16 protein-coding genes are annotated in these 18,808 nt (G+C 70.0%); 10 read left to right on the top strand and 6 right to left on the bottom strand.

Translation table 11 applies throughout. The annotated features are described in order from the left end of the window. The first annotated feature begins 140 nt into the window (after positions 1-140). Entirely contained in the window at positions 141-425 is a 285-nt protein-coding gene (locus tag ABH926_RS46220; protein ID WP_370373620.1) for a DUF427 domain-containing protein, read from the top strand. An 18-nt stretch (positions 426-443) separates the two neighbouring features. Here the strand turns inward: ABH926_RS46220 and ABH926_RS46215 are convergent, their stop codons facing one another. From ABH926_RS46215 to ABH926_RS46205, 3 genes are all read right to left on the bottom strand, one after another. Continuing rightward, a complete protein-coding gene (locus tag ABH926_RS46215; RefSeq protein ID WP_370373514.1) occupies positions 444-863 on the bottom strand; it encodes a VOC family protein in 420 nt (139 codons plus the stop codon). A 16-nt stretch (positions 864-879) separates the two neighbouring features. Continuing rightward, the gene (locus ABH926_RS46210; protein ID WP_370373512.1) at positions 880-1,641 is read right to left on the bottom strand and encodes an ArsR/SmtB family transcription factor; all 762 of its coding nucleotides are present in this window, start codon (positions 1,639-1,641) and stop codon (positions 880-882) included. A 121-nt stretch (positions 1,642-1,762) separates the two neighbouring features. Beyond that, positions 1,763-2,815, bottom strand: a complete 1,053-nt coding sequence (locus tag ABH926_RS46205) for a phosphatidylinositol-specific phospholipase C domain-containing protein (protein WP_370373510.1) — start codon at positions 2,813-2,815, stop codon at positions 1,763-1,765. Between the two features lie 267 nt (positions 2,816-3,082). On the opposite strand from ABH926_RS46205, the gene ABH926_RS46200 reads away from it, so the two are divergent. Further along, complete coding sequence (locus ABH926_RS46200) at positions 3,083-3,925, top strand: SAM-dependent methyltransferase (RefSeq protein ID WP_370373508.1); 843 nt, start codon at positions 3,083-3,085, stop codon at positions 3,923-3,925. Positions 3,926-4,075: 150 nt separating this feature from the next. Then, on the top strand, positions 4,076-5,890 hold the full coding sequence (locus ABH926_RS46195; RefSeq protein ID WP_370373618.1) for an ABC transporter ATP-binding protein: 1,815 nt from the start codon (positions 4,076-4,078) through the stop codon (positions 5,888-5,890). 9 nt (positions 5,891-5,899) lie between these two features. On the opposite strand, the gene ABH926_RS46190 is transcribed toward ABH926_RS46195, so the two are convergent. Next, positions 5,900-6,592: a B3/4 domain-containing protein gene (locus tag ABH926_RS46190; protein ID WP_370373506.1), complete on the bottom strand. Its 693-nt coding sequence runs from the start codon at positions 6,590-6,592 to the stop codon at positions 5,900-5,902. A 173-nt stretch (positions 6,593-6,765) separates the two neighbouring features. Here ABH926_RS46190 and ABH926_RS46185 point away from each other — a divergent pair, with 173 nt between their 5' ends. Beyond that, positions 6,766-8,826 (top strand): phosphocholine-specific phospholipase C, encoded by a 2,061-nt coding sequence (locus tag ABH926_RS46185; protein ID WP_370373504.1) that lies wholly within the window; start codon positions 6,766-6,768, stop codon positions 8,824-8,826. Positions 8,827-9,028: 202 nt separating this feature from the next. Then, the gene (locus ABH926_RS46180) at positions 9,029-10,111 is read left to right on the top strand and encodes an FUSC family protein (RefSeq protein WP_370373502.1); all 1,083 of its coding nucleotides are present in this window, start codon (positions 9,029-9,031) and stop codon (positions 10,109-10,111) included. Between the two features lie 17 nt (positions 10,112-10,128). Here the strand turns inward: ABH926_RS46180 and ABH926_RS46175 are convergent, their stop codons facing one another. Both ABH926_RS46175 and ABH926_RS46170 read right to left on the bottom strand, forming a co-directional pair. Further along, entirely contained in the window at positions 10,129-10,707 is a 579-nt protein-coding gene (locus ABH926_RS46175) for a potassium channel family protein (RefSeq protein ID WP_370373500.1), read from the bottom strand. Then, on the bottom strand, positions 10,704-11,636 hold the full coding sequence (locus ABH926_RS46170) for a hypothetical protein (RefSeq protein WP_370373498.1): 933 nt from the start codon (positions 11,634-11,636) through the stop codon (positions 10,704-10,706). Before ABH926_RS46170 ends, ABH926_RS46175 begins: the two co-directional genes overlap by 4 nt. 262 nt (positions 11,637-11,898) lie before the next feature. Between ABH926_RS46170 and ABH926_RS46165 the strand changes: the two genes are divergently transcribed. The 5 genes from ABH926_RS46165 to ABH926_RS46145 all read left to right on the top strand — a co-directional run bounded on the left by ABH926_RS46165 (position 11,899) and on the right by ABH926_RS46145 (position 18,801). After that, positions 11,899-13,278 carry a S8 family serine peptidase gene (locus tag ABH926_RS46165; RefSeq protein ID WP_370373496.1) on the top strand — a complete coding sequence of 460 codons (1,380 nt, stop codon included), beginning with the start codon at positions 11,899-11,901 and terminating at the stop codon, positions 13,276-13,278. Between the two features lie 228 nt (positions 13,279-13,506). Beyond that, entirely contained in the window at positions 13,507-14,721 is a 1,215-nt protein-coding gene (locus ABH926_RS46160) for an ROK family protein (protein ID WP_370373494.1), read from the top strand. 604 nt (positions 14,722-15,325) lie between these two features. Next, the gene (locus tag ABH926_RS46155) at positions 15,326-15,940 is read left to right on the top strand and encodes a ThuA domain-containing protein (protein ID WP_370373492.1); all 615 of its coding nucleotides are present in this window, start codon (positions 15,326-15,328) and stop codon (positions 15,938-15,940) included. Between the two features lie 97 nt (positions 15,941-16,037). Further along, positions 16,038-17,468 carry an aldehyde dehydrogenase family protein gene (locus tag ABH926_RS46150; protein WP_370373490.1) on the top strand — a complete coding sequence of 477 codons (1,431 nt, stop codon included), beginning with the start codon at positions 16,038-16,040 and terminating at the stop codon, positions 17,466-17,468. A gap of 13 nt (positions 17,469-17,481) precedes the next feature. Next, positions 17,482-18,801, top strand: a complete 1,320-nt coding sequence (locus ABH926_RS46145) for an ABC transporter substrate-binding protein (protein ID WP_370373488.1) — start codon at positions 17,482-17,484, stop codon at positions 18,799-18,801. The last annotated feature ends 7 nt before the right edge of the window (positions 18,802-18,808 follow it).

Below are 18,808 nucleotides of genomic sequence, written 5' to 3'. Positions count from 1 at the left end.
GCACCAGCATTGCCCTGCGATGTCCGCCACACAATAGGGGATGGTCCCCGCCGTCGTCGCAGGTGCCCGGCCCGCGGGAAGCATCCGCGGCCGAGGCTGGTTGTGATCGGTAAGACGACCCAGGAGGATGCGAAATGGCGATGCGCGCCGTGTGGAACGGCCAGGTGCTGGCCGAGAGTGACGACACCGTGGTGGTGGAGGGTAACCACTACTTCCCGGCGGGGTCGCTGAACAGCGAGTTCTTCGCCGCCAGCGACACCCATACCGTCTGTCCGTGGAAGGGCCTGGCCAGCTACTACACCGTCACCGTCGGCGGCGAGGCCAACGCTGACGCCGCCTGGTTCTACCCCGAGCCCAAGGCCGAGGCCGAGCATGTCCGCGACCGGGTCGCGTTCTGGCACGGGGTGAAGGTCGAGGCCGTCTGAGACGCCGAGGCCGGCTGATCAGACGCCAGCCGAGGCGCTCTCGGCGGTCTTGGCGTCCTCGACAGTCTCGACGACTTCGAACCGGTTGCCGTCCGGGTCCTTGAACTCGTACATCGGCGGCACCCCCGGCCACCGGAGCAGGTCCCCGACCTCGATGCCGCGCTGCCGCATGGCGGTGTGCTCTGCCTCGGCGTCGGGGACCATGAAGCGGATGCCGGTGTCCTGCCCGACGGTGCCGCCGCCGTTGCCGATACCGACCAGGGCGACCGACACCCGCGCGCCCGGCGCGGCGACCGTGACCCAGCGGAAGTTCTCGCCGGCGCGCATGTCCAGGCGCTTGTCGAAGCCGAGCGTGCCGGTGAAGAACTCCAGCGCCTTGTCCTGGTCGCTGACCGGGATGCCCACGGTGCCGATGTCGGTGATGGTGGTCTGGTTCATGACGGTCTCCTGATTCTCAGTTGTCGGTGCCGTACATCAGCGATCCGGGCGTCGTGAGCCTTTCCCCGGTCTCCAGCCAGGTCTTCAGCCCCGACAGGACCATCGGCCAGCCGCCGTAGACCTCGGACGGGGCGTCCGGCGGCAGCTGGTCGTGCACGACCGTCAGCCGGCACGAGTCGCCGACCGGCTCGATCTCCCAGGTCACCCGGGTCGTCCCGGCGGCCTCGGCCTGCGGGCCCCACAGCGCGCGCATGGTCTGCACCAGCCGGCGCGGCGGATCGACCACCAGGTTCTCGCCCTCGATGATCGGCCGCTCGGCCGCCGGGTGCCTCAGCTCGTACCGCGAGCCCCGGGTCCAGTCGGACTCCACTTCCAGGCCGAAGTGGTACTTCGCCCGGATGTCGGGATCGGTGATCGCCTCCCACAGCCGTTCGGGCGTGGTGCGGATGTAGATCTCGAAGACGCGCTCCATGAGTTCCTCCAGCTCACGCTTCAGGCCCACCAGCCCGGCAGCCCACTGCTCGGTGTACTTGCCGACCCAGCGGTCGTGGACCTGGCGGATCGGGACCGGGTTGAGGAAGTGCAGCTTCTCCCGGCCGCGCCGGCGGGTCACGACCAGGCCCGCCTCCTCCAGGATCCGCAGGTGTTTGGCCACGGCGATGCGTGTCATCTCGTGCCGCGCCGTCAGGGCCGCCAGGGTCTGGCCGTCGTCGGCGAACAGCTCGTCCAGCAGTGCTCGGCGCGTCGGGTCGGCCAGGGCCTTGAACACGGGGTCCATGGCTTCCACAATAGGAAACCATTTGGTTTCCTGTCAACGGCGCGCGGCGGGGGCGGACAGCACACCGCCCGGCCGTGAGAACCCGGCCGAGCGGTGGGAAAAGCGGCTTTGAGCAGGTGGTTCAGCCGCGCGGCAGGACCTCGGACAGCACCGCGGGCAGGCCGGTCCAGTCGGTCGAGACCACACTGGCGTGCTTGCTCGCCAGCAGCGCCACCCGGGCCTGGGCGTCGGACTGGCTCGGGGCGGTGTCGCTGAGCGCCGGGGCGACGTTCTGCGCGTCGGTCATGATCAGGATGTAGTGGTCGGTGTCGTACCACGACGTGTCGACGCTGGTGACGAAGGTGTTGGCGTCGCCGTCGAAGACCACGAACCACGGCCGGATCGAGGTGTCCGAGTACTGGCTGCGCGGGTCGCCGGTCTGCGCGCCCAGGACGCAGGGGAAGACGGCGGCCTGCGACACGTTGCCGGCGGCCGCCAGGTTCTTCAGGTACGTGCCGTACTCGACGTCCGTGTGCAGGGTGTCGAACGGGTTGGCCAGCTCCACCGTGCCGGGGATGACGTAGAGGATGACCTTGCCGGCCAGCGCCGAGCGGGACGGCCAGGCGTCGGCCTTCGCGGCCGCGTCCAGGTTCGGGTACGTGCCGTTGAGCAGGTCCGCGGGCCGGTACACCAGGCTGCCGAGGTGGGCGTTGATCAGCGCGTCCAGCTGCGAGGGGCCCAGGCCGTAGTCGGCCTCGAAGCCCTGCTTCATCTCCAGCTTGATGTACAGCGGCCCGGAGGTGGTGTGCGAGGCCAGCCAGTACTTGACGTCGTCCAGGCAGGACCCGAGGTCCTTGTTCGCCGAGCCGGTGTAGATGTCGGCCGGCTTGGCGGCGTCGACGCAGTTGTTGTTGTTCCCCAGCGGGTTGCTGTGGCTCACCTTCCACTCGTTCGTGAACACGTCGGTCCAGGTGTCGAGCTCGATCATCGACGTCCCGGCGTCCAGCGCGTTGGCCAGGTGCGGGAACTCGGCCCCGTCGTCGTACGTGTTGTGCAGGCCGACCACGGTGCTGTGGGACACCGGGGACGAGCCGGTGTCCGCGGCGGCCGGCGCGATGGTCGCGGCCAGTGCGAGCACGGCGGCGCCGAGCGTCGCGGCGCCGGCCGTGAAGCGGCGGAGCCAGGGTGCTGTCATGGGTGGGTACCTCCTGGGTGGCAATCGCCGGAGCGTGGGGTTTGCTCCGCGGTGGAGGTTAGCCGCGATGTCAGGAGGAAGACAGAGTCCTCAGATGAACCGTGTGTGACCGGTTGGATCACCCGCGTTCGGTGGTTGAAGTTTCACAGAGTCCTGATACCAGAGCCCTGCCGCCTTCGCGCGGGTATTTCGTTATCATGCGCTTCGAGGACCGCGATCATGGCGGTCCTGCGCCGCGCTGCGCGGCACGCGACGAAAGGGTGGGCGATGACGAACGAGGTCCGGGCCGGGCAGGCGCCGAAAGAGGACGACTACCCCGCGGTGGACCTGCGGATGGACGTGCCGCACTCGGCGCGCGTCTACGACTACCTGATCGGCGGCAAGACCAACTTCGAGGCGGACCGGATCGCCGCCAAGGCCTCGGTCGAGGCCTGGCCGGCCCTGCCGGTCTCGATGCGGACCACCCGCGACTTCATGCAGCGCGCGGTGCGCCACCTGACCGAGGAGTACGGCGTCCGGCAGTTCCTGGACATCGGCACCGGCATCCCCACCTCCCCGAACGTGCATGAGATCGCCCAGGCCATCGCCCCGGAGGTGCGCGTGGCCTACGTCGACAACGACCCGATCGTGCTGACCCATGCCAGGGCCCTGATGTCCAGCACCGCGGAGGGCGCCACCTGCTACGTGGACGCGGACTTCCGCGACCCGGAGTCGATCATCGACAACCCCCGGCTGCGCGAGGTCCTGGACTTCTCCAAGCCGGTGGCGCTGTCGCTGATCGCGATCGTGCACTTCGTGCTGGACTCCGACGACCCGCAGGGCACCGTGCGCCGTTTCATGGACGCGCTGGTCCCGGGCAGCTTCCTGGCGCTGACGGTCTTCACCGGCGACACCGACCCGGTCGGCGTCGGCGGCGTCAGCCGGGAGTACAACGCCCGCGGGATCCCGCTGCAGGTGCGCGACAAGGGCGAGACCGAGGCCTTCTTCGAGGGCTTCGAACTGCTCGACCCCGGTGTCGCGCTGGTGCACCACTGGCGGCCGGACGCCGGCGCGGCGCCGATCCGCGACCAGGACATCGCGATGTACGCGGGTGTGGCGATCAAGCGTTAACCAAGTGCAGCCGGGCGCGCGCAGCGGTAGCCTGCGCGCGTCGGAACACCCAGCCGACGGAACAGCCCACGGAACGGATGGAGACGGACATGGCCGCCACGGGACGCCCCGGACCCTTGTTCGCCGAAACCGCCCGGAGGGCACCCCTTGCTGTTCCGTCTGTTGGAGAACTCTGCTGACCCCTTCCGTCCCGACCGCCACAATCCCGGCACCCCGCCCGCGGCGGCCCGGCGGTTCCTGACCCGCGAGTTCCGGCCGCTGCGCACGGTCGTCCTGTTCGCCCTGGCCACCACGGTCGCCAGCGCCGCGATCGAGGTGTGGCTCATCGGGTACGCCGGCCGCCTGGTCGATGTGCTCACCGCGACCAGCCGGGACCGGTTCTGGCCCGAACACGGCCGCGGCCTGGTCCTGGCCGCGGTGCTGGTGGTGATCGTCAGGCCGCTGATCCACGTCTGCGGCGAGGGGCTGGACGACATCGCCTTCCGGGTCAACGCCCAGTCGCTGGCGCGCTGGCGGCTGCACCGCTACGTCTCGCGCCAGTCGGTGGGCTGGTTCCGCGACGACCTCGCCGGCCGCATCGCCACCTGGGTCCGCGACGGCGGCACGGCCGCCGCCACAGCCTCCTACGCCGTCATCCACACGCTGGTGTCGGTGGCGGTCTACCTGGCCGGGTCGGTGTGGCTGATCGCGTCGATCGACCCGCGGCTGGTGCTCCCGCTCGCGGCGTGGATCGTGCTGTACTCGGCGCTGCTGGTGTGGCTCGTCCCGCGCTATCGGGCGGCCCACGAGCGCATGCAGGAGACCGAGTCCGAGCTCACCGGGCTGCTCGTGGACACCTACGCCAACGCCGACACCCTGGCGCTGTTCCCGGACCGCGAGGCAGACGACCGGCGGGTCTTCGCCGCCGCGCGCCGCGCGTACCTGGACGTGCAGCGCGTCGAGGTGACCATCAACGCGAGCATGACGGCACTGGGCGGCGGGCTGCTGGTCGGCCTGGTCGGCTACGGCATCGTGCTGTGGCAGGCCGGCGCGGCGGCGATCGGGCTGGTCGCGGCGGCCTCGGCGCTCAGCCTGCGCATCACGTCGATGGGGGAGTGGCTGCTCGACGCGCTCTCGGACATGTTCGGCGCGCTCGGGCAGCTGGACCGGTCGCTGCGCACCGTCGCGCAGCCGCTGGCCGTCGAGGATTCGCCGAACGCTGTCATCCTCCCGCCGGCCAAGGGACGCATCCGGTTCGAGGGCGTCAGCCATCACTACGGACGCGGCGCCGGCGGGCTGGACCGCCTGAGCCTGGACGTCGCCGCCGGCGAGCGCGTCGGCCTGGTCGGCCGGTCCGGGGCGGGCAAGTCGACGGTCGTCAGCCTGCTGCTGCGGTTCTACGAGGCCGAGTCCGGCACGATCTGGATCGACGGCCACCGCATCGCCGACGTCACCCAGGACAGCCTGCGGCGGCAGTTCGCCGTCGTGGCCCAGGAGGCGACGCTGCTGCACCGCTCGGTGCGCGAGAACATCGCCGGCGGCATCGCCTCCGACGACGCGGCGGTCGAGGCGGCGGCCCGGCAGGCCGCCGCCGACGGGTTCATCGCGGCGTTGCGCGACGCGCAGGGGCGGCGCGGCTATGACGCGCTGGTCGGGGAACGCGGGATCCGCCTGTCCGGAGGGCAGCGGCAGCGGGTCGCCCTGGCCCGCGCCGTGCACCGCGACGCGCCGATCCTGATCCTGGACGAGGCCACCTCGGCGCTCGACTCCGAGGTCGAGGCGGCCATCCAGGAAACCCTCGGCGAGGTGATGGAGGGCCGCACCGTGATCGCGATCGCGCACCGCCTGTCGACGATCGCCCGCATGGACCGCATCGTGGTGCTCGACGCCGGGCGGATCGTCGAGGAGGGCACGCACGAGGCGCTGCTGGCGCGCGACGGGCTCTACGCCACCTTGTGGTCGCGGCAGTCCGGCGGGTTCTTGTAGGACGCGTGCTCAGGCTTCGAACCGTGGTGCCGCCGCGCTGAGCAGCGCGGCGGCCGGCGTCGTCTCCCAGGCCGCGGCCAGCTCCTCGGCCAGCGTCTTCATCAGGGCGGCGACGTCCTCGGCCGCCGAATCGTGCAGCGCCTCGGCGACGATCAGGACCCGGGAGGTGGCCGGGCGGACCGCCGACAGGCCGCTCTGCCGGTTGGTCCAGCGGCGGGCGTGCGACCGGCCGGCGGCGTCGGCGAAGATCACCTCGCCGGGCTCCGGGTTCTCGGTCGTGCTGCCGAAGGTGTGGTAGACCTCGTCGCCGCCCGCGTGCCGGACCTCCAGGTCCCCGGAGATCTGGTCCAGGTCCAGGGCGGCGACCGGGATCGCATATGCGACCGAGACCGCGTTGCACAGGTCGATCAGGGGATGGATACGGGGCAGGTCGCCCTCCTTGCGCAGGCGGCGCAGCAAGGCTTCGGAGGCGCAGCGGTACTGCGTGGGCTTCAGGCCCATCTTGGCGAAGGCCTGGCGCCAGGCCTTGATCTCGGCCAGGTCGGACTCGGTGCCGCCGGCCAGGCGGTCCTTCGCGATCGCCGTGAAGCGGTCGACCTGCTCGGCGACATCGGGCGCGGTGGTGATACCGGAGGTGGTCAGGGCGGCGGCGGCCAGGCCCGGGAACTCCGACCGGATGGCTTCGGCGTGCTGGAAGTACATGGGCTCAGCTTTACCGGACTGGTCATCGCGGCGAACAGGACCAATCCGGTTCGCAAAGTGTGGACCAACGTGCTCTTGAGGGTCTGGCCTGTTCGGCCGCGATCGTTGAGAATGCTTCAGGTTTCCCCACACCCCACCACCCCACCGCACCCCTCATCCCAGGAGGCCCCATCGTGGCGCCCGTTTCCCGCCGCACCTTCCTCGGCTCCGCCGCCGCCCTCGGCGCGACCCTCGGCCTGGAGTCCCTGCCCGGCTCGATATCGCAGGCCGCTGCCACCGGCACGGGGACGATCCGCGACGTCAAGCACGTCGTGGTGCTGATGCAGGAGAACCGCAGCTTCGACCACTACTTCGGGAGTCTGCAGGGGGTGCGCGGGTTCGCCGACCGCGCGACGGTGCAGATCGCCGGCGGCTACTCGGTGTTCAACCAGCCCAACGGCTCCGGGCGGCAGTACCCGTGGCAGCTGTCGGACACCAACACCTGGTGGTTCGGGACCAGCAAGGAAGACCTCGCGCAGTGCGACGGGTCGCTGGACCACAGCTGGTCCACGCAGCATTCCGCCTGGAACGGCGGCAAGATGGACAACTGGGTCTCGGCCAAGGGATCCAACCGGACCATGGGCTTCCTGAACCGCTCGGACATCCCGTTCCACTACGCGCTCGCCGACGCCTACACGGTCTGCGACGCCTACCACTGCTCGATCCTGTCGGCGACCGGCCCGAACCGCACCTACCTGTGGTCCGGCATGATCGACCCGAACGGCACCGCCGGCGGCCCGGCGTACGACGGCGGCTCGGAGTCGAACCTGAGCTGGCAGACCTACGCCGAGGCGCTGCAGAACGCCGGGGTGTCCTGGCGGGTGTACCAGAACGCGAGCGACAACTTCGGCGACAACGCGCTGGCCTACTTCAAGCAGTTCACCGGCGCGGCCACCTCCAGCCCGCTCTACCAGCGCGGCATGTCCTCGGTGCCCTCCACCGGCTCCACGCCGGACGACATCGCCGCGGCGATCAAGGCCGACGTGCTCGGCGGGACGCTGCCGCAGGTGTCGTGGGTGGTGGCCAGCCAGGCGTTCTCCGAGCACCCCGACGCGCCGCCGAACGACGGCGCGCACTTCGTGAACCTGGTCATCCAGGCCCTGGCCGCGGACCCGGCGACGTTCGACAGCACCGTGCTGTTCCTGAACTACGACGAGAACGACGGCTTCTTCGACCACGTCCCGCCGCCGGTCGCGCCGTCCGGCACGGCGAACGAGAGCACCCAGGGCGCCCCGATCGGCCTGGGCTTCCGGGTCCCGATGGTCGTGGTCTCCCCGTGGACCCGCGGCGGCTGGGTCGACTCGCAGGTCTACGACCACACCTCGGTGCTCCGCTTCCTGGAGACCTGGACCGCCGCCCTGGGCACCCCGGCGACGTGTTCGAACATCAGCGCCTGGCGCCGCCAGGTCTGCGGCGACCTCACCGGCGCCTTCGACTTCGCCAACCCGGTCAGCGGCCTGCCGAGCCTGCCCGCCACCAGCACGGTGATCGGGCAGTCGTTCTGCAACGCGCAGACCAACCCGAGCCCGGCGAACAACGCGCTGCCGACGCAGGAGAGCGGCACCCGGCCCGCGCGGGCGCTGCCGTACCAGCCGAACGCCTGGGTGGACCACCTCGAGTACGACGCCAACGGGCAGATCCTGATCTGGCTGGAGATGGCGAACCAGGGCCCGCAGGCCACCGCCGCCGCGCACTTCTCGGCGTACGCGAACGCCTACCGCACCGGCGGGCCCTGGCAGTACACCGTCAACGCCTACAGCAACGGCACCGACGGCAGCGTCAAGGACTTCTTCAACATCGGGACCAACTACGGCAACGGCCAGTACGACCTGACCGTCGTCGGCCCGAACCGCTTCCTGCGGCGCTTCACCGGCAACGCCAACGGCAGCGGCGCCACCGCCGAGGCCGGCACGTACTACGCCCCGGCGCCGAACACCGGGCAGCAGGCGGTGTGGTTCTCGATGAAGAACACCGGTACGAGCACGGTGACGTTCACGATCACCTCGACCAACTACCGGACCGACGGTCCGTGGACGTACCAGGTGGCCGCCGGGGCGACCGTCAGCGACTACTTCAACGCGGTCGCGTACAACAACGGGTGGTACGACTTCACGGTCACCGTGAGCTCGGACTCTTCGTGGAGCCGCCGGGCGACCGGGCACCTGGAGACCGGGGCGGCGAGCATCACCGGCTGAGAGCGGGGCCGCTTCGGATGAGGCGGACGCGGGAGCGGGCGCCCGGACCTTCGCGGTCCGGACGCCTTCGCGTTGTGGCCGTTTTAGCACGATATAGGTGGAGAAGACTGAAGCTGAAGGTGGTAGAGGGGCGACTGATGCGAGAGTGACCATGGCTGGTGCCGGCAGACCCGCGGGACAGCCCGTTCACGGGCGGACGGTCATGGGCTGGCTGTCGAAGGTGTTCGCGCTCAACCCCGCGGGGCTCAACTGGCCGCGCGGGGTGTGGTTCCTGGACGTCGCCATGGTGCCGTTGTTCATCCTCTGGGCGATCGGCTACGAGCAGTACCTTCTGAGCGCGTTGTTCGGTCTGCTGTTCTCAGCCCTGAGCGACCCCGGTGGCGCCTATGCGAACCGTGCGTGGCGTATCGCCGTCTTCGGGCTGTTCGGCGCGGGTGTGACCGCACTGGGGTTCGGCATCGGCGGTCAGGCCTGGGGCTGGCTCGCACTCGTGACCTTCGCGGTCACGCTCGTGGCCGGCTTGGGGGCCGCGTTCGGTGTGCGCAGGTTCGTCGTCGCACTGCTTCTCAACATCTGGTTCATCATCACGGTCGCGGTGTCGTTCGGCCTGCACCATCACGTCCGCATCACCAGTTACACCTGGGCTCAGGTGCTCGCCTGGGTCGGGGGAACGGCGTTGTGGATCGTCACGACGTTCCTGGCCTGGCTGATCGGCGGGCGTCGGGACCGGCCCCAGCCGTTCGAGGAGCTCCCCGGTGACACCACGCGCCGGCCGCTGACCAAGCCGTTGGTCATGTTCGCGGTGATCCGTGCGCTGGTCATGGGCGCCACCGTCGCACTCGCGTTCGGGCTGGACCTGTCGCACGGCTCCTGGATGCCGATCGCGGCCATCGTCGCGCTGAAGCCGAGCTTGGAGCAGTCCACCCTCGTGGCCGCCCAGCGTCTTGCCGGGGCGCTGATGGGCGCCGTCGTCGCCGCGTTGTTGCTGCTGGTGCCCGCCAGCGAACACGGACTCAAGCTCTTCTCGGTGCTGCGCGGACTAGAAGTAGTCGCACTCCTTCTGTTGATGCATGGGGTGGCCATCCGCTTCTTGAGCTACGCGTTCTATTGCGCGGCCATCGCCGCGGGAGTCCTGATCCTGCTGGACCTTCCGCAGCCTTCGAACTACGCCGCCGAGGGCTACCGGGTGCTGTGGACGCTGTGCGGCGCGGGGTTCGCCGTGCTCGTCATGCTGCTCGCGGGCCTGCTCGCCAAGCGCACCGCGGCGAAGCACCCGGCCTCATAGGGCCCGCCGGGTCTGCATCATTCGTCGTCGTCGCTCTGGGAGCTGTCCGGGCCTGCTTTGCGCTGCTGGCCGCGTCGGACCGCGCGCACGAAGACCTTGATGGCCACGCCGTAGATGATCAGGTCGGTGAGCATCTGGCCGGTGACCACCAGCCGCGCCGTCTCGGTTTTGGCGGTGATGTCGCCGAACCCGACGGTGGAGAAGATGGTGACGGTGAAGTAGAGCCCATCGGTGTGGGTGAGGTGCTCGCCGAAGCTGGCAGGCACCAGGTTGGCCAGTGCGACGTATGTGGCGGCGAACAGCAGCAGGAAGAACGGGACGCTGGTGGCCAGCGACTCCACGGCCCGCAACGCCGGATACCGGGATCGGACGATCCCACCGACCTGCAAGGCGACCAGGACGACGAACCCGACCAGCCCGATCACGAGCATGGCGACGGTGAGTGAAGTGCTGGAGTGGTCCAACGGCAGTACGTAGTACAGGGCCCCGATCGCCACGATCGACCCCACCACCCGCACGATCGTCCAAACGAGCCTGCTCACGGGGGGCCGGGCCGCGGCCTGGTCCTGGCCGGCGCTGCCGGCGCGGGCGGTCATGATGCCCGCCGCAGTTTCCCGGCCGCGGCCCGGAAGGACAAGCCGCGGTCGTGCCACATCATTCCGGTGGCCGCGCCGAGGGCGATCACCACGCCGATCGCGATGAAGAACGACATGAGGGAGAACACCACCCCGATCGGCCCGTACTCCTGGTAGGAGCCGGTCACCATGCCGGAGAACAGGATATGGAAGAAGACCAGCATGCCGATCCAGAACATTCCGGTGGCGACGGCACACGGCATCAGTCTGCGCCACGTGACCCGTGCGCCCAGCAGGAACCACATCGTGAACCACCAGAAGACGATGAACCCGGCGATGTTGACGATCCACCACGCGACCGGCGCGCTGGTGTAGAACGTGTGCGCCGCCGCGGTACCCAGGATGCTCCAGCCCACGGCCAGCGCCAGCCAGACGAACGCGCGCAGCTTGTCCCATTTCACCGGCCGCAGCTGGAAAACCCGCAGGTACAGAGCCTGGATCGAGGAGGCCGCAGCGACCCCGCTCAAGACGAACCAGACCCACGAGGTGCCTGTGATGGCCGCGGAGGTCGCTGAGGAGGAGGTGAACAGGTGACCGACATCGGCGGCGGCCTGATGGTTCAAGCCCAGCCGCAGCGATAGCGTCGACGTGGCTGAGCGCCCGGCCAGGGCGGCGGCGATGATCATGAACGGGAAGGCGCACAGCAGGAGCATGGCGGCCAGGATGAACGCCTGGTTCATGAAGTCCACCGCGCCCAGCCGGCCCCACAGGTCGTCAGCCCAGGACCCGGTGTATTTGGCCTGCGCCGACTGAACTGCCCGCCGGATCCGCCCGTCCCGTCGCAGGTCGGTGGGCTTCCCGCCGGTCTGCCCACCTTCCGCGGTGCCTCGTGCCTGCGTCGCGCGCCTGTCGTGCGATCCGTTCGGCGTCTCGCCAGTCGTCCGCATCATGCATCCTCCAGCGGGCCTCCTTTCGCCAGGATTTCACGGTATCCGCGCCCCGGCAGCTCGGACCTGCGGCAGGGTTCTCAGGCTCCTGGCAAAGGGGGTCGCGGTCGTGACGCCGGATCTTCATCGCGCGACATGTGCGCAGCCTGCGTCAGGACTTGACGGATTCTTGGTAAACCCTTGGGTAGCCACGTCATCTAATCCTTGCCAATGTCCAGACTTGGCATCAATCCCGCCACCTCCCTTGCCACCCTCAGGAGGAGTCATGCATCGGGCTACATCAGGGCTCGTAGCCGCCGGAGCGGCGGTCGCGCTGTCCCTCGCGCTGGGCGTCGCCGCGCACGCCGCCACCGTGAACGCCGACCCCGCGCCGGCCGCCATCCCGCACCCGGTACCCGTCCCCGTCCCGGCCCCCGGGCACCACCACTTCAGCGCCGCCGTGACCCGGGTCGGCGCCGCCACCACGCTCCCGGACCGGGTCAAGCGTGTCGAGCAGGCGCTGCAGTCGACGTCCCCGCAGCTGCAGCGGGCCTATGACGTCGCGCCGCTGTACCAGAACCACATCGACGGCACCGGCCTGACGATCGCCACGCTGGTGGCCTTCGGCGACAAGAACGCCCAGAGCTACCTCGACCAGTACGACGCGGACAACGGCCTGCCGGCGGCGAACCTGCAGACCATCGAGCCGGCCGGCGCGGTTCCGGCGTGCACCGCCCCCGGTGTGAACACCGGCGACTGCCAGGACTGGGGCGGCGAGACCGACCTCGACATCACGATGATCCACACGCTCGCCCCCGGCGCGAAGATCCTGATCATCGCCACGCCGGTCAGCGAGACCGAGGGCATCACCGGGTTCCCGGAGCTGATGTCCGCGATGTACTACACCGTGTCCCACCACCTCGCCGACGTCATCTCGATGAGCATGGGCACCCCCGAGGACGACTTCGCCAGCTCCGCGCAGCTGCACGGCCTGGACGGCCACTTCAAGAACGCCACCGACAACGGCGTGACGGTCCTGGCCTCCAGCGGCGACGACGGCGCCGACGGCATGAAGCTGGACGGCACCACGCCGTGGGGCAAGCCGGTGGTGTCCTTCCCCGCCGACGAGGCTTACGTCACCGCGGTCGGCGGCACGGTGCTATCGCTGGACGACAATGGCAACCGCACCCGGCCGGACAGCCTGTGGCCCGAATCCGGCGGCGGTGTCTCGCACGAGTTCGGGATCCCGTCCTGGCAGCGGACCACCGCCGCCGCGACCGGCGCCGCGGGCCGCGCGCTGCCGGACGTCACGATGGAGGGCACTTCCGGGACCTCGGAGTCCGCCCCGCTGATGGCCGCGCTCGTCGGCCTGGCCGACCAGTCTGCCGGGCGCGACCTGGGGCTGATCAACCCGGCGCTGTACGCCCTCGGGCCGAACGGGAGCCGATCGGGGGTGGTGGACGTGACCAGCGGGTGCAACTCGACGGCGAGCGTCAACGGGTTCTGTGCCAGGGGAGGGTACGACATCGCCTCGGGATGGGGGACGATCGACGCCGCGAAGTTCGTGCCGGCGCTCGTCACCGCGTCCACGCCGGGCAACAGCATGCGGGTCGATGTCTGGGCGAAGGGCGCCGGACACATCCGCGTGATGGAGAAGCAGCAGTGAGCTGATCTGCGCTGATCCACGCTGATCCACGCTGATCCGCGCTGATCCGCGCTGATCCATGCAAGCACGCGGACCGCAGCAGGGCGCCCCGGAGCTCCGGCTTCGGGGCGCCCTGCTGTTGCGGTACCTGCCGAGGGCTTTCTGGTACCGGCCGAGGACCGTCCCGGCCGTCACCGGCGCGTAACGGCCCGGCACCGTCCCGACCGGCGGTCTGGCACAATTCCTCCTGTGATCCAGGCTGGTGCGCAGACGACGCGCGATCTCCGTCGCCGCAGCCGTGCCACCCTGCTTTCCTGCGTCTACCTCGGGCGGGCGACGAGCCGGCCGGAACTGGCGCGGCTGGCCGGGATGAGCTCGGCGGCGGTCAGCAACGTCGTCTCCGACCTCATCGCCGACGGACTGGTGGCCGAGGCCGGGTCGGTGGACTCCAACGGCGGTCGGCCGCGGACCGTGCTCGCGGCGCAGCCGGGGTTCGGATACGCCGTCGGCGTGGACATCGGGGAGACCCACATCCACGTGGTGCTGTTCGACTGGACGCTGTCCACCCTGGCCACCTCCACCCACGAGATCCGGGTCGGACGCCTGGATCCGGACGTGGTGGTGCGGCTGGTCGTCTCCGGGGTGCGCTCACTGCTGGACAGCACCGGCGTCCCGCACGAGCGGCTGCTCGGCATCGGCATCGGGGTACCCGGCGCGGTGCAGGAGGGCGAGCGGGGCGTGGTCCACGCGCCGACGCTCGGCTGGTCCGGCGTGCCGCTGGGCGACGCACTGCGCGCCGAACTCGACGCCCCGATCCTCATCGACAACTGCGCCCGCACCCTCGGCCAGGCCGAGGCCTGGCGCGGCGCCGGCCGCGACGCGCGCCGCGCGGTCGTCGCCCTGTGGGGCGTCGGCGTCGGGGCGGCGATCGCCGAGGGCTCGTCGTTGGCCGAGAGCGGCTCCAGCTCGACCAGCGAGTGGGGGCACGCGGTGATCGAGGCCCACGGGCGGGCCTGCCGCTGCGGCTCGCACGGGTGTCTGGAGGCGTATGTCGGCGCCACCGCGATCTTGGACGCGTACCTGGAGCACCCCGCAGGCCGCCCCTTTGCCCAGGACGGGACCGAGGCCAGGATGGCCGAACTCGCGGCGCGCGCCGCCGGCGGCGACGACGAGGCGGCCACCGCGACCCTCGACGACGTCGCGGAGTACCTGGGCATCGGAGTCGGGAACCTCATCAACATGATCAACCCCGACCAGGTCATCCTCGCCGGCTGGGTCGGCGAGCAGCTCGGACCGCAGCTGCTGCCCGCGATCCGGGCCGCCGCGCAACGGCACGCCCTGCCGTACCTGTTCGACCAGACCCGGATCGGCGTCGGCGAACTGGGCCCCGGCGCGGTGGCACTGGGGGCGGCGACACTGCCGGTGGCGCGGGTGCTGGCGGCCGGCGGGCACGTCGCGGCCTGATACGCGGCGGTTTCACGCCAGGTCTCTTGTTTCAGTCGGTATCAGGGGTGACACAAACCGTTACGGAGAGTAGAGCTCAGTCCTGACAGCCAATGCCCGACGGGCGGGAGATGCCAACTACTGCTACGGGCAGTCGATCTGGTACAACGCCGCCTCCGCGTCGTGGGGCGCAGCCTGCTGACGCTCTCGCGATAGTTCCAAGGCCTGGCCCTGCCGACGATCTCCACTTTCGTGGTCCCGAAGCGTTCGAATGGCCACGGCGACGACCAGGCCGAGGATGACGCCGATCAGACGGGAGTCGTCGGACCCGGCGCCGACTCTACGCGCTCCTGTTCGATGTTCGATTGTCGAGGTCGGATAAGGGACATTCGTTCGGACCCTGCCCCGAGCCGCGCATAAGCCACAAGCCCGCTGTCTTGATCCTCCCGGCCATTGTCAGCCGTCGATCACTTCCCTTACGTTGTAGACAAAGTGTCCTGCACCGTACCAGGGAGGCCCCGTGACAGCCAGTTCCCCCGCCAGTTCCCCAGCCGATTCCCCCGCCGGCCCTCCCGCTCCCCGCACCGCCCTCGTCGTCCGCGGCGGCTGGGAAGGTCATGCCCCGGTGGCCACCACCGAGCTGTTCATCCCATCGCTGCAGGCCGCCGGCTTCGCCGTCGAGGTCGCCGACAGCCTCGACGTCTACTGCGACACCGAGCGCCTCGCGCGCACCGACCTGGTCGTCCAGTGCTGGTCGGAGGGGGAGCGGGCCGAGGAGTTGACCAAGGAGCAGAGTGCCGGGCTGGTCGGGGCGGTGGCGGCCGGGACGGGGTTCGCCGGGTGGCACGGCGGTGTGCTGGCGGCGTTTCGGAACCGGGACTACCTGCGGGTGGTCGGTGGGCTGTTCCTGTTCCATCCGCCGGAGTTCCTTACCTATCGGGTGCGGATCGTGGACGAGCATGCCGGGCATCCGATCGTGGCCGGGCTGGGGGATTTCGACGTCCACAGCGAGCAGTACTGGATGCTCACCGATGACCGGAACACCGTGCTGGCCACCACGGTCGTGGACGCGCGCGACGGTCTGCAGGGCGGCGCCCCGGTCTCCATGCCCGTGGTCTGGACCAGGCGTTGGGGGGCCGGCAAGGTCTTCGTCTCCGCGGTCGGGCACCGGGTCGAGGACCTGCGCGAACCATCTGTCAGGGCCCTGACGGAGCGCGGTCTGGTCTGGGCCGCGCGGTAGGGCGCGGTGGCGGCGGGGGCGTTGACAGGCCTCTTCCGCCCCCTTATCTTTCATCGTTAATTAAGTCCGGTCGGGATTGCAGAGGTCGGGATCCTTGATGAGTTCTGTCAGTACGGAAGCGGTGGAGTACACCGCCGAGGTCTACATCGACGGCCGTTTCGAGGCGCCCGCCTCGGCCTGGCGGCCGGTCCTGGACAAGGCGGCCGGTACCGCGTTCGCGCGTTACGGCGACGCCTCCGCCGAGCAGGTCGACCGCGCGGTGGCCGCCGCGCGGCGGGCGCAGCCGGCGTGGGCCGCCACCGATGCGAACACCCGCTGCGAGATCCTGCGGGCTTTCGCGGCGCAGCTCCAGCAGCGGCACGACGAGCTGATCGCGGTGATCGTCCGTGAGACCGGCGGCACCGCGGAGAAGGCCGAGGAGGAGCTCGGCCAGGCGATCAACCAGCTGCTGAACTCCGCGACCCAGCTCACCGAGAACGCCGGGGCGATCCTGCCGCCGTACAAGCCGGGCAAGATGTCGCTGTCCCGGGCGGTGCCGCTGGGGGTCATCGGCCTGATCGTGCCGTGGAACTACCCGATGAGCCTGGCGATGCGGGCGCTGGCGCCGGGGCTGGCCTACGGCAACGCCGTCGTCCTCAAGCCCGCCGAGCTCACGCCGATCGCCGGCGGGCAGGTGCTCGCCGAGGCCGCGCGCGCCGCCGGGGTCCCGGACGGCCTGCTGGCCGTGCTGCCCGGCGACGGGCCGGCCACCGGTGCCGCGCTGTCCCGGCACCCGGGGCTGGACCTGATCCACTTCACCGGGTCCTACGAGGTGGGCGCCGCGATCACCGAGCTCGGGGCCCGCACCGGCACGCCGGTGGTCACCGAGCTCGGCGGGGACAACGCCTTCGTCGTGCTCGATGACGCCGACGTCGAGCAGGCCGCGAGCTGCGCGGTCTGGACCGCGCTGTGGTACCAGGGCCAGACCTGCATCAGCGCCGGCCGGCACATCGTGCAGCGCCCGATCGCCGAAGCCTTCACCGAGGCGGTCGTGGAGCGGGTCCGCAAGCTGCGGGTCGGCGATCCGCTGCGCGAGGAGGTGGACCTGGGCCCGGTGATCAGCGCCGGCCAGCTGGCCCGCTTCCACGAGGGGCTGGTCCTGCCCTCGGTCGCGGCCGGGGCGAGGGTCGCCGTCGGCGCCGAGTACGACGGCCTGTTCTACCGGCCGACCGTGCTGACCGGCGTCACGCCGGACATGCCGATCTTCCGGGAGGAGACGTTCGGGCCGGTCATGCCGGTCACGGTCGTCGACTCCGAGGCGGAAGCGCTGGAGCTCGCCAACCGCCACCGGACGCTGATGAACTCCGTGTTCTCCGGCGACCCGCTGCGCGGCTACGCGTTCGCCGAGCGCCTGCACAGCAACGAGGTACACGTCAACGACGGCTACGCCCGTCACGGTGGGGAAGGTCAGCTGGCCGGGTTCACCCGGCGGCAGTGGATCGGTCTGCAGACCACGCCGGTGTCCTACCCGGCCTGGGCCAATCACTAAAGGAGGCAAGAGATTGCGTACCACCGTTGTAAGAGCCACCACAGCCCTGACCGCTATCGCCGCCATCGCGGCCATGGCTGGATGCAGTTCCTCCACGTCCGCCAAGAGCAGCGCCGCGGGCGGCTCGCAGGGCAAGGTGACGCTGACCTTCGTCAACTGGGACGGCGGCATGCAGGCCGCGGTGGACCAGTGGAACAAGGAGAACCCGAACATCCAGGTGCAGCTGACCAAGCCCTCCGGCACCGGCTACACCCTGTACAACAAGCTGATCACCAACAACGCCGCCGGCACCAACCCGGACGTCACCGAGGTCGAGTACCAGGCGCTCCCGGCGCTGATCGCCAACAAGGTCATCGTCCCGATCGACCAGTACATCGGCGACATCTCCGCGGACTTCGACAAGTCCTCGCTGGCGCAGGTGCAGTTCGAGGGCAAGACCTACGGCGTCCCGCAGAACGTCTGCCCCATGGTCTTCTTCTACCGCAAGGACATCTTCGACTCCCTGGGCCTGAAGCCCCCGACCACCTGGGCCGAGTACGCCGCCGACGCCGCGACCGTCCACGCCAGGAACCCCAAGCAGTACATAGGCAACTTCTCGGCGGTGGACTCCGGCTGGTTCGCCGGGCTCGCGCAGCAGGCCGGCGCCAACTGGTGGACCACCTCCGGCACCACCTGGAACGTCGCCATCGACGACGCCCCGACCCAGAAGGTCGCGAACTACTGGAGCGACCTGATCGACAAGGGCCTGGTCTCCCCGGAGCCGAACTGGTCCCCGCAGTGGAGCACCGACATGAACGACGGCACGATCATCGGCTGGGTGAGCGCGCAGTGGGCGCCGAACCAGTTCCCGTCGGTGGCCAAGGACACCTCCGGCAAGTGGGTGGCCGCGCCGCTGCCGGCCTGGGACGCCGGCGACCCGACGGTGGGCATCTGGGGCGGCGAGACCGAGGCCGTGACCTCGAACTCCAAGCACCCGGCCGAGGCCGCGAAGTTCGTGAAGTGGCTGAACTCCTCCGCCGAGGGCGTCAGGACCCTGATCCAGCAGGTCGACGCGTTCCCGGCGTCGCTGTCCAACCAGAACCAGGACGCGCTGAAGACGCCGCCGCCGTTCATGTCCGACCAGCAGGACTACAACACGTTGATCGCGCAGGAGGCGAAGAGCGTCCGCACGTTCCAGGTCTGGGGACCGGACGCGAACGTCACCTTCGACGCCTACTCCAACGACTTCGCCGCCGCCCTGCAGAACAAGACGCCGCTGTCGGCGGCCCTGACGCAGATGCAGCAGGCGACGGTCGACGACCTGAAGAAGCGCGGCTTCTCCGTCACGGGCTGAGGAAGGG

It is taken from the genome of Catenulispora sp. GP43, assembly GCF_041260665.1.
Taxonomy (GTDB): Bacteria; Actinomycetota; Actinomycetes; order Streptomycetales; family Catenulisporaceae; genus Catenulispora.
This window is presented reverse-complemented; position numbering and strand designations above follow the sequence as displayed.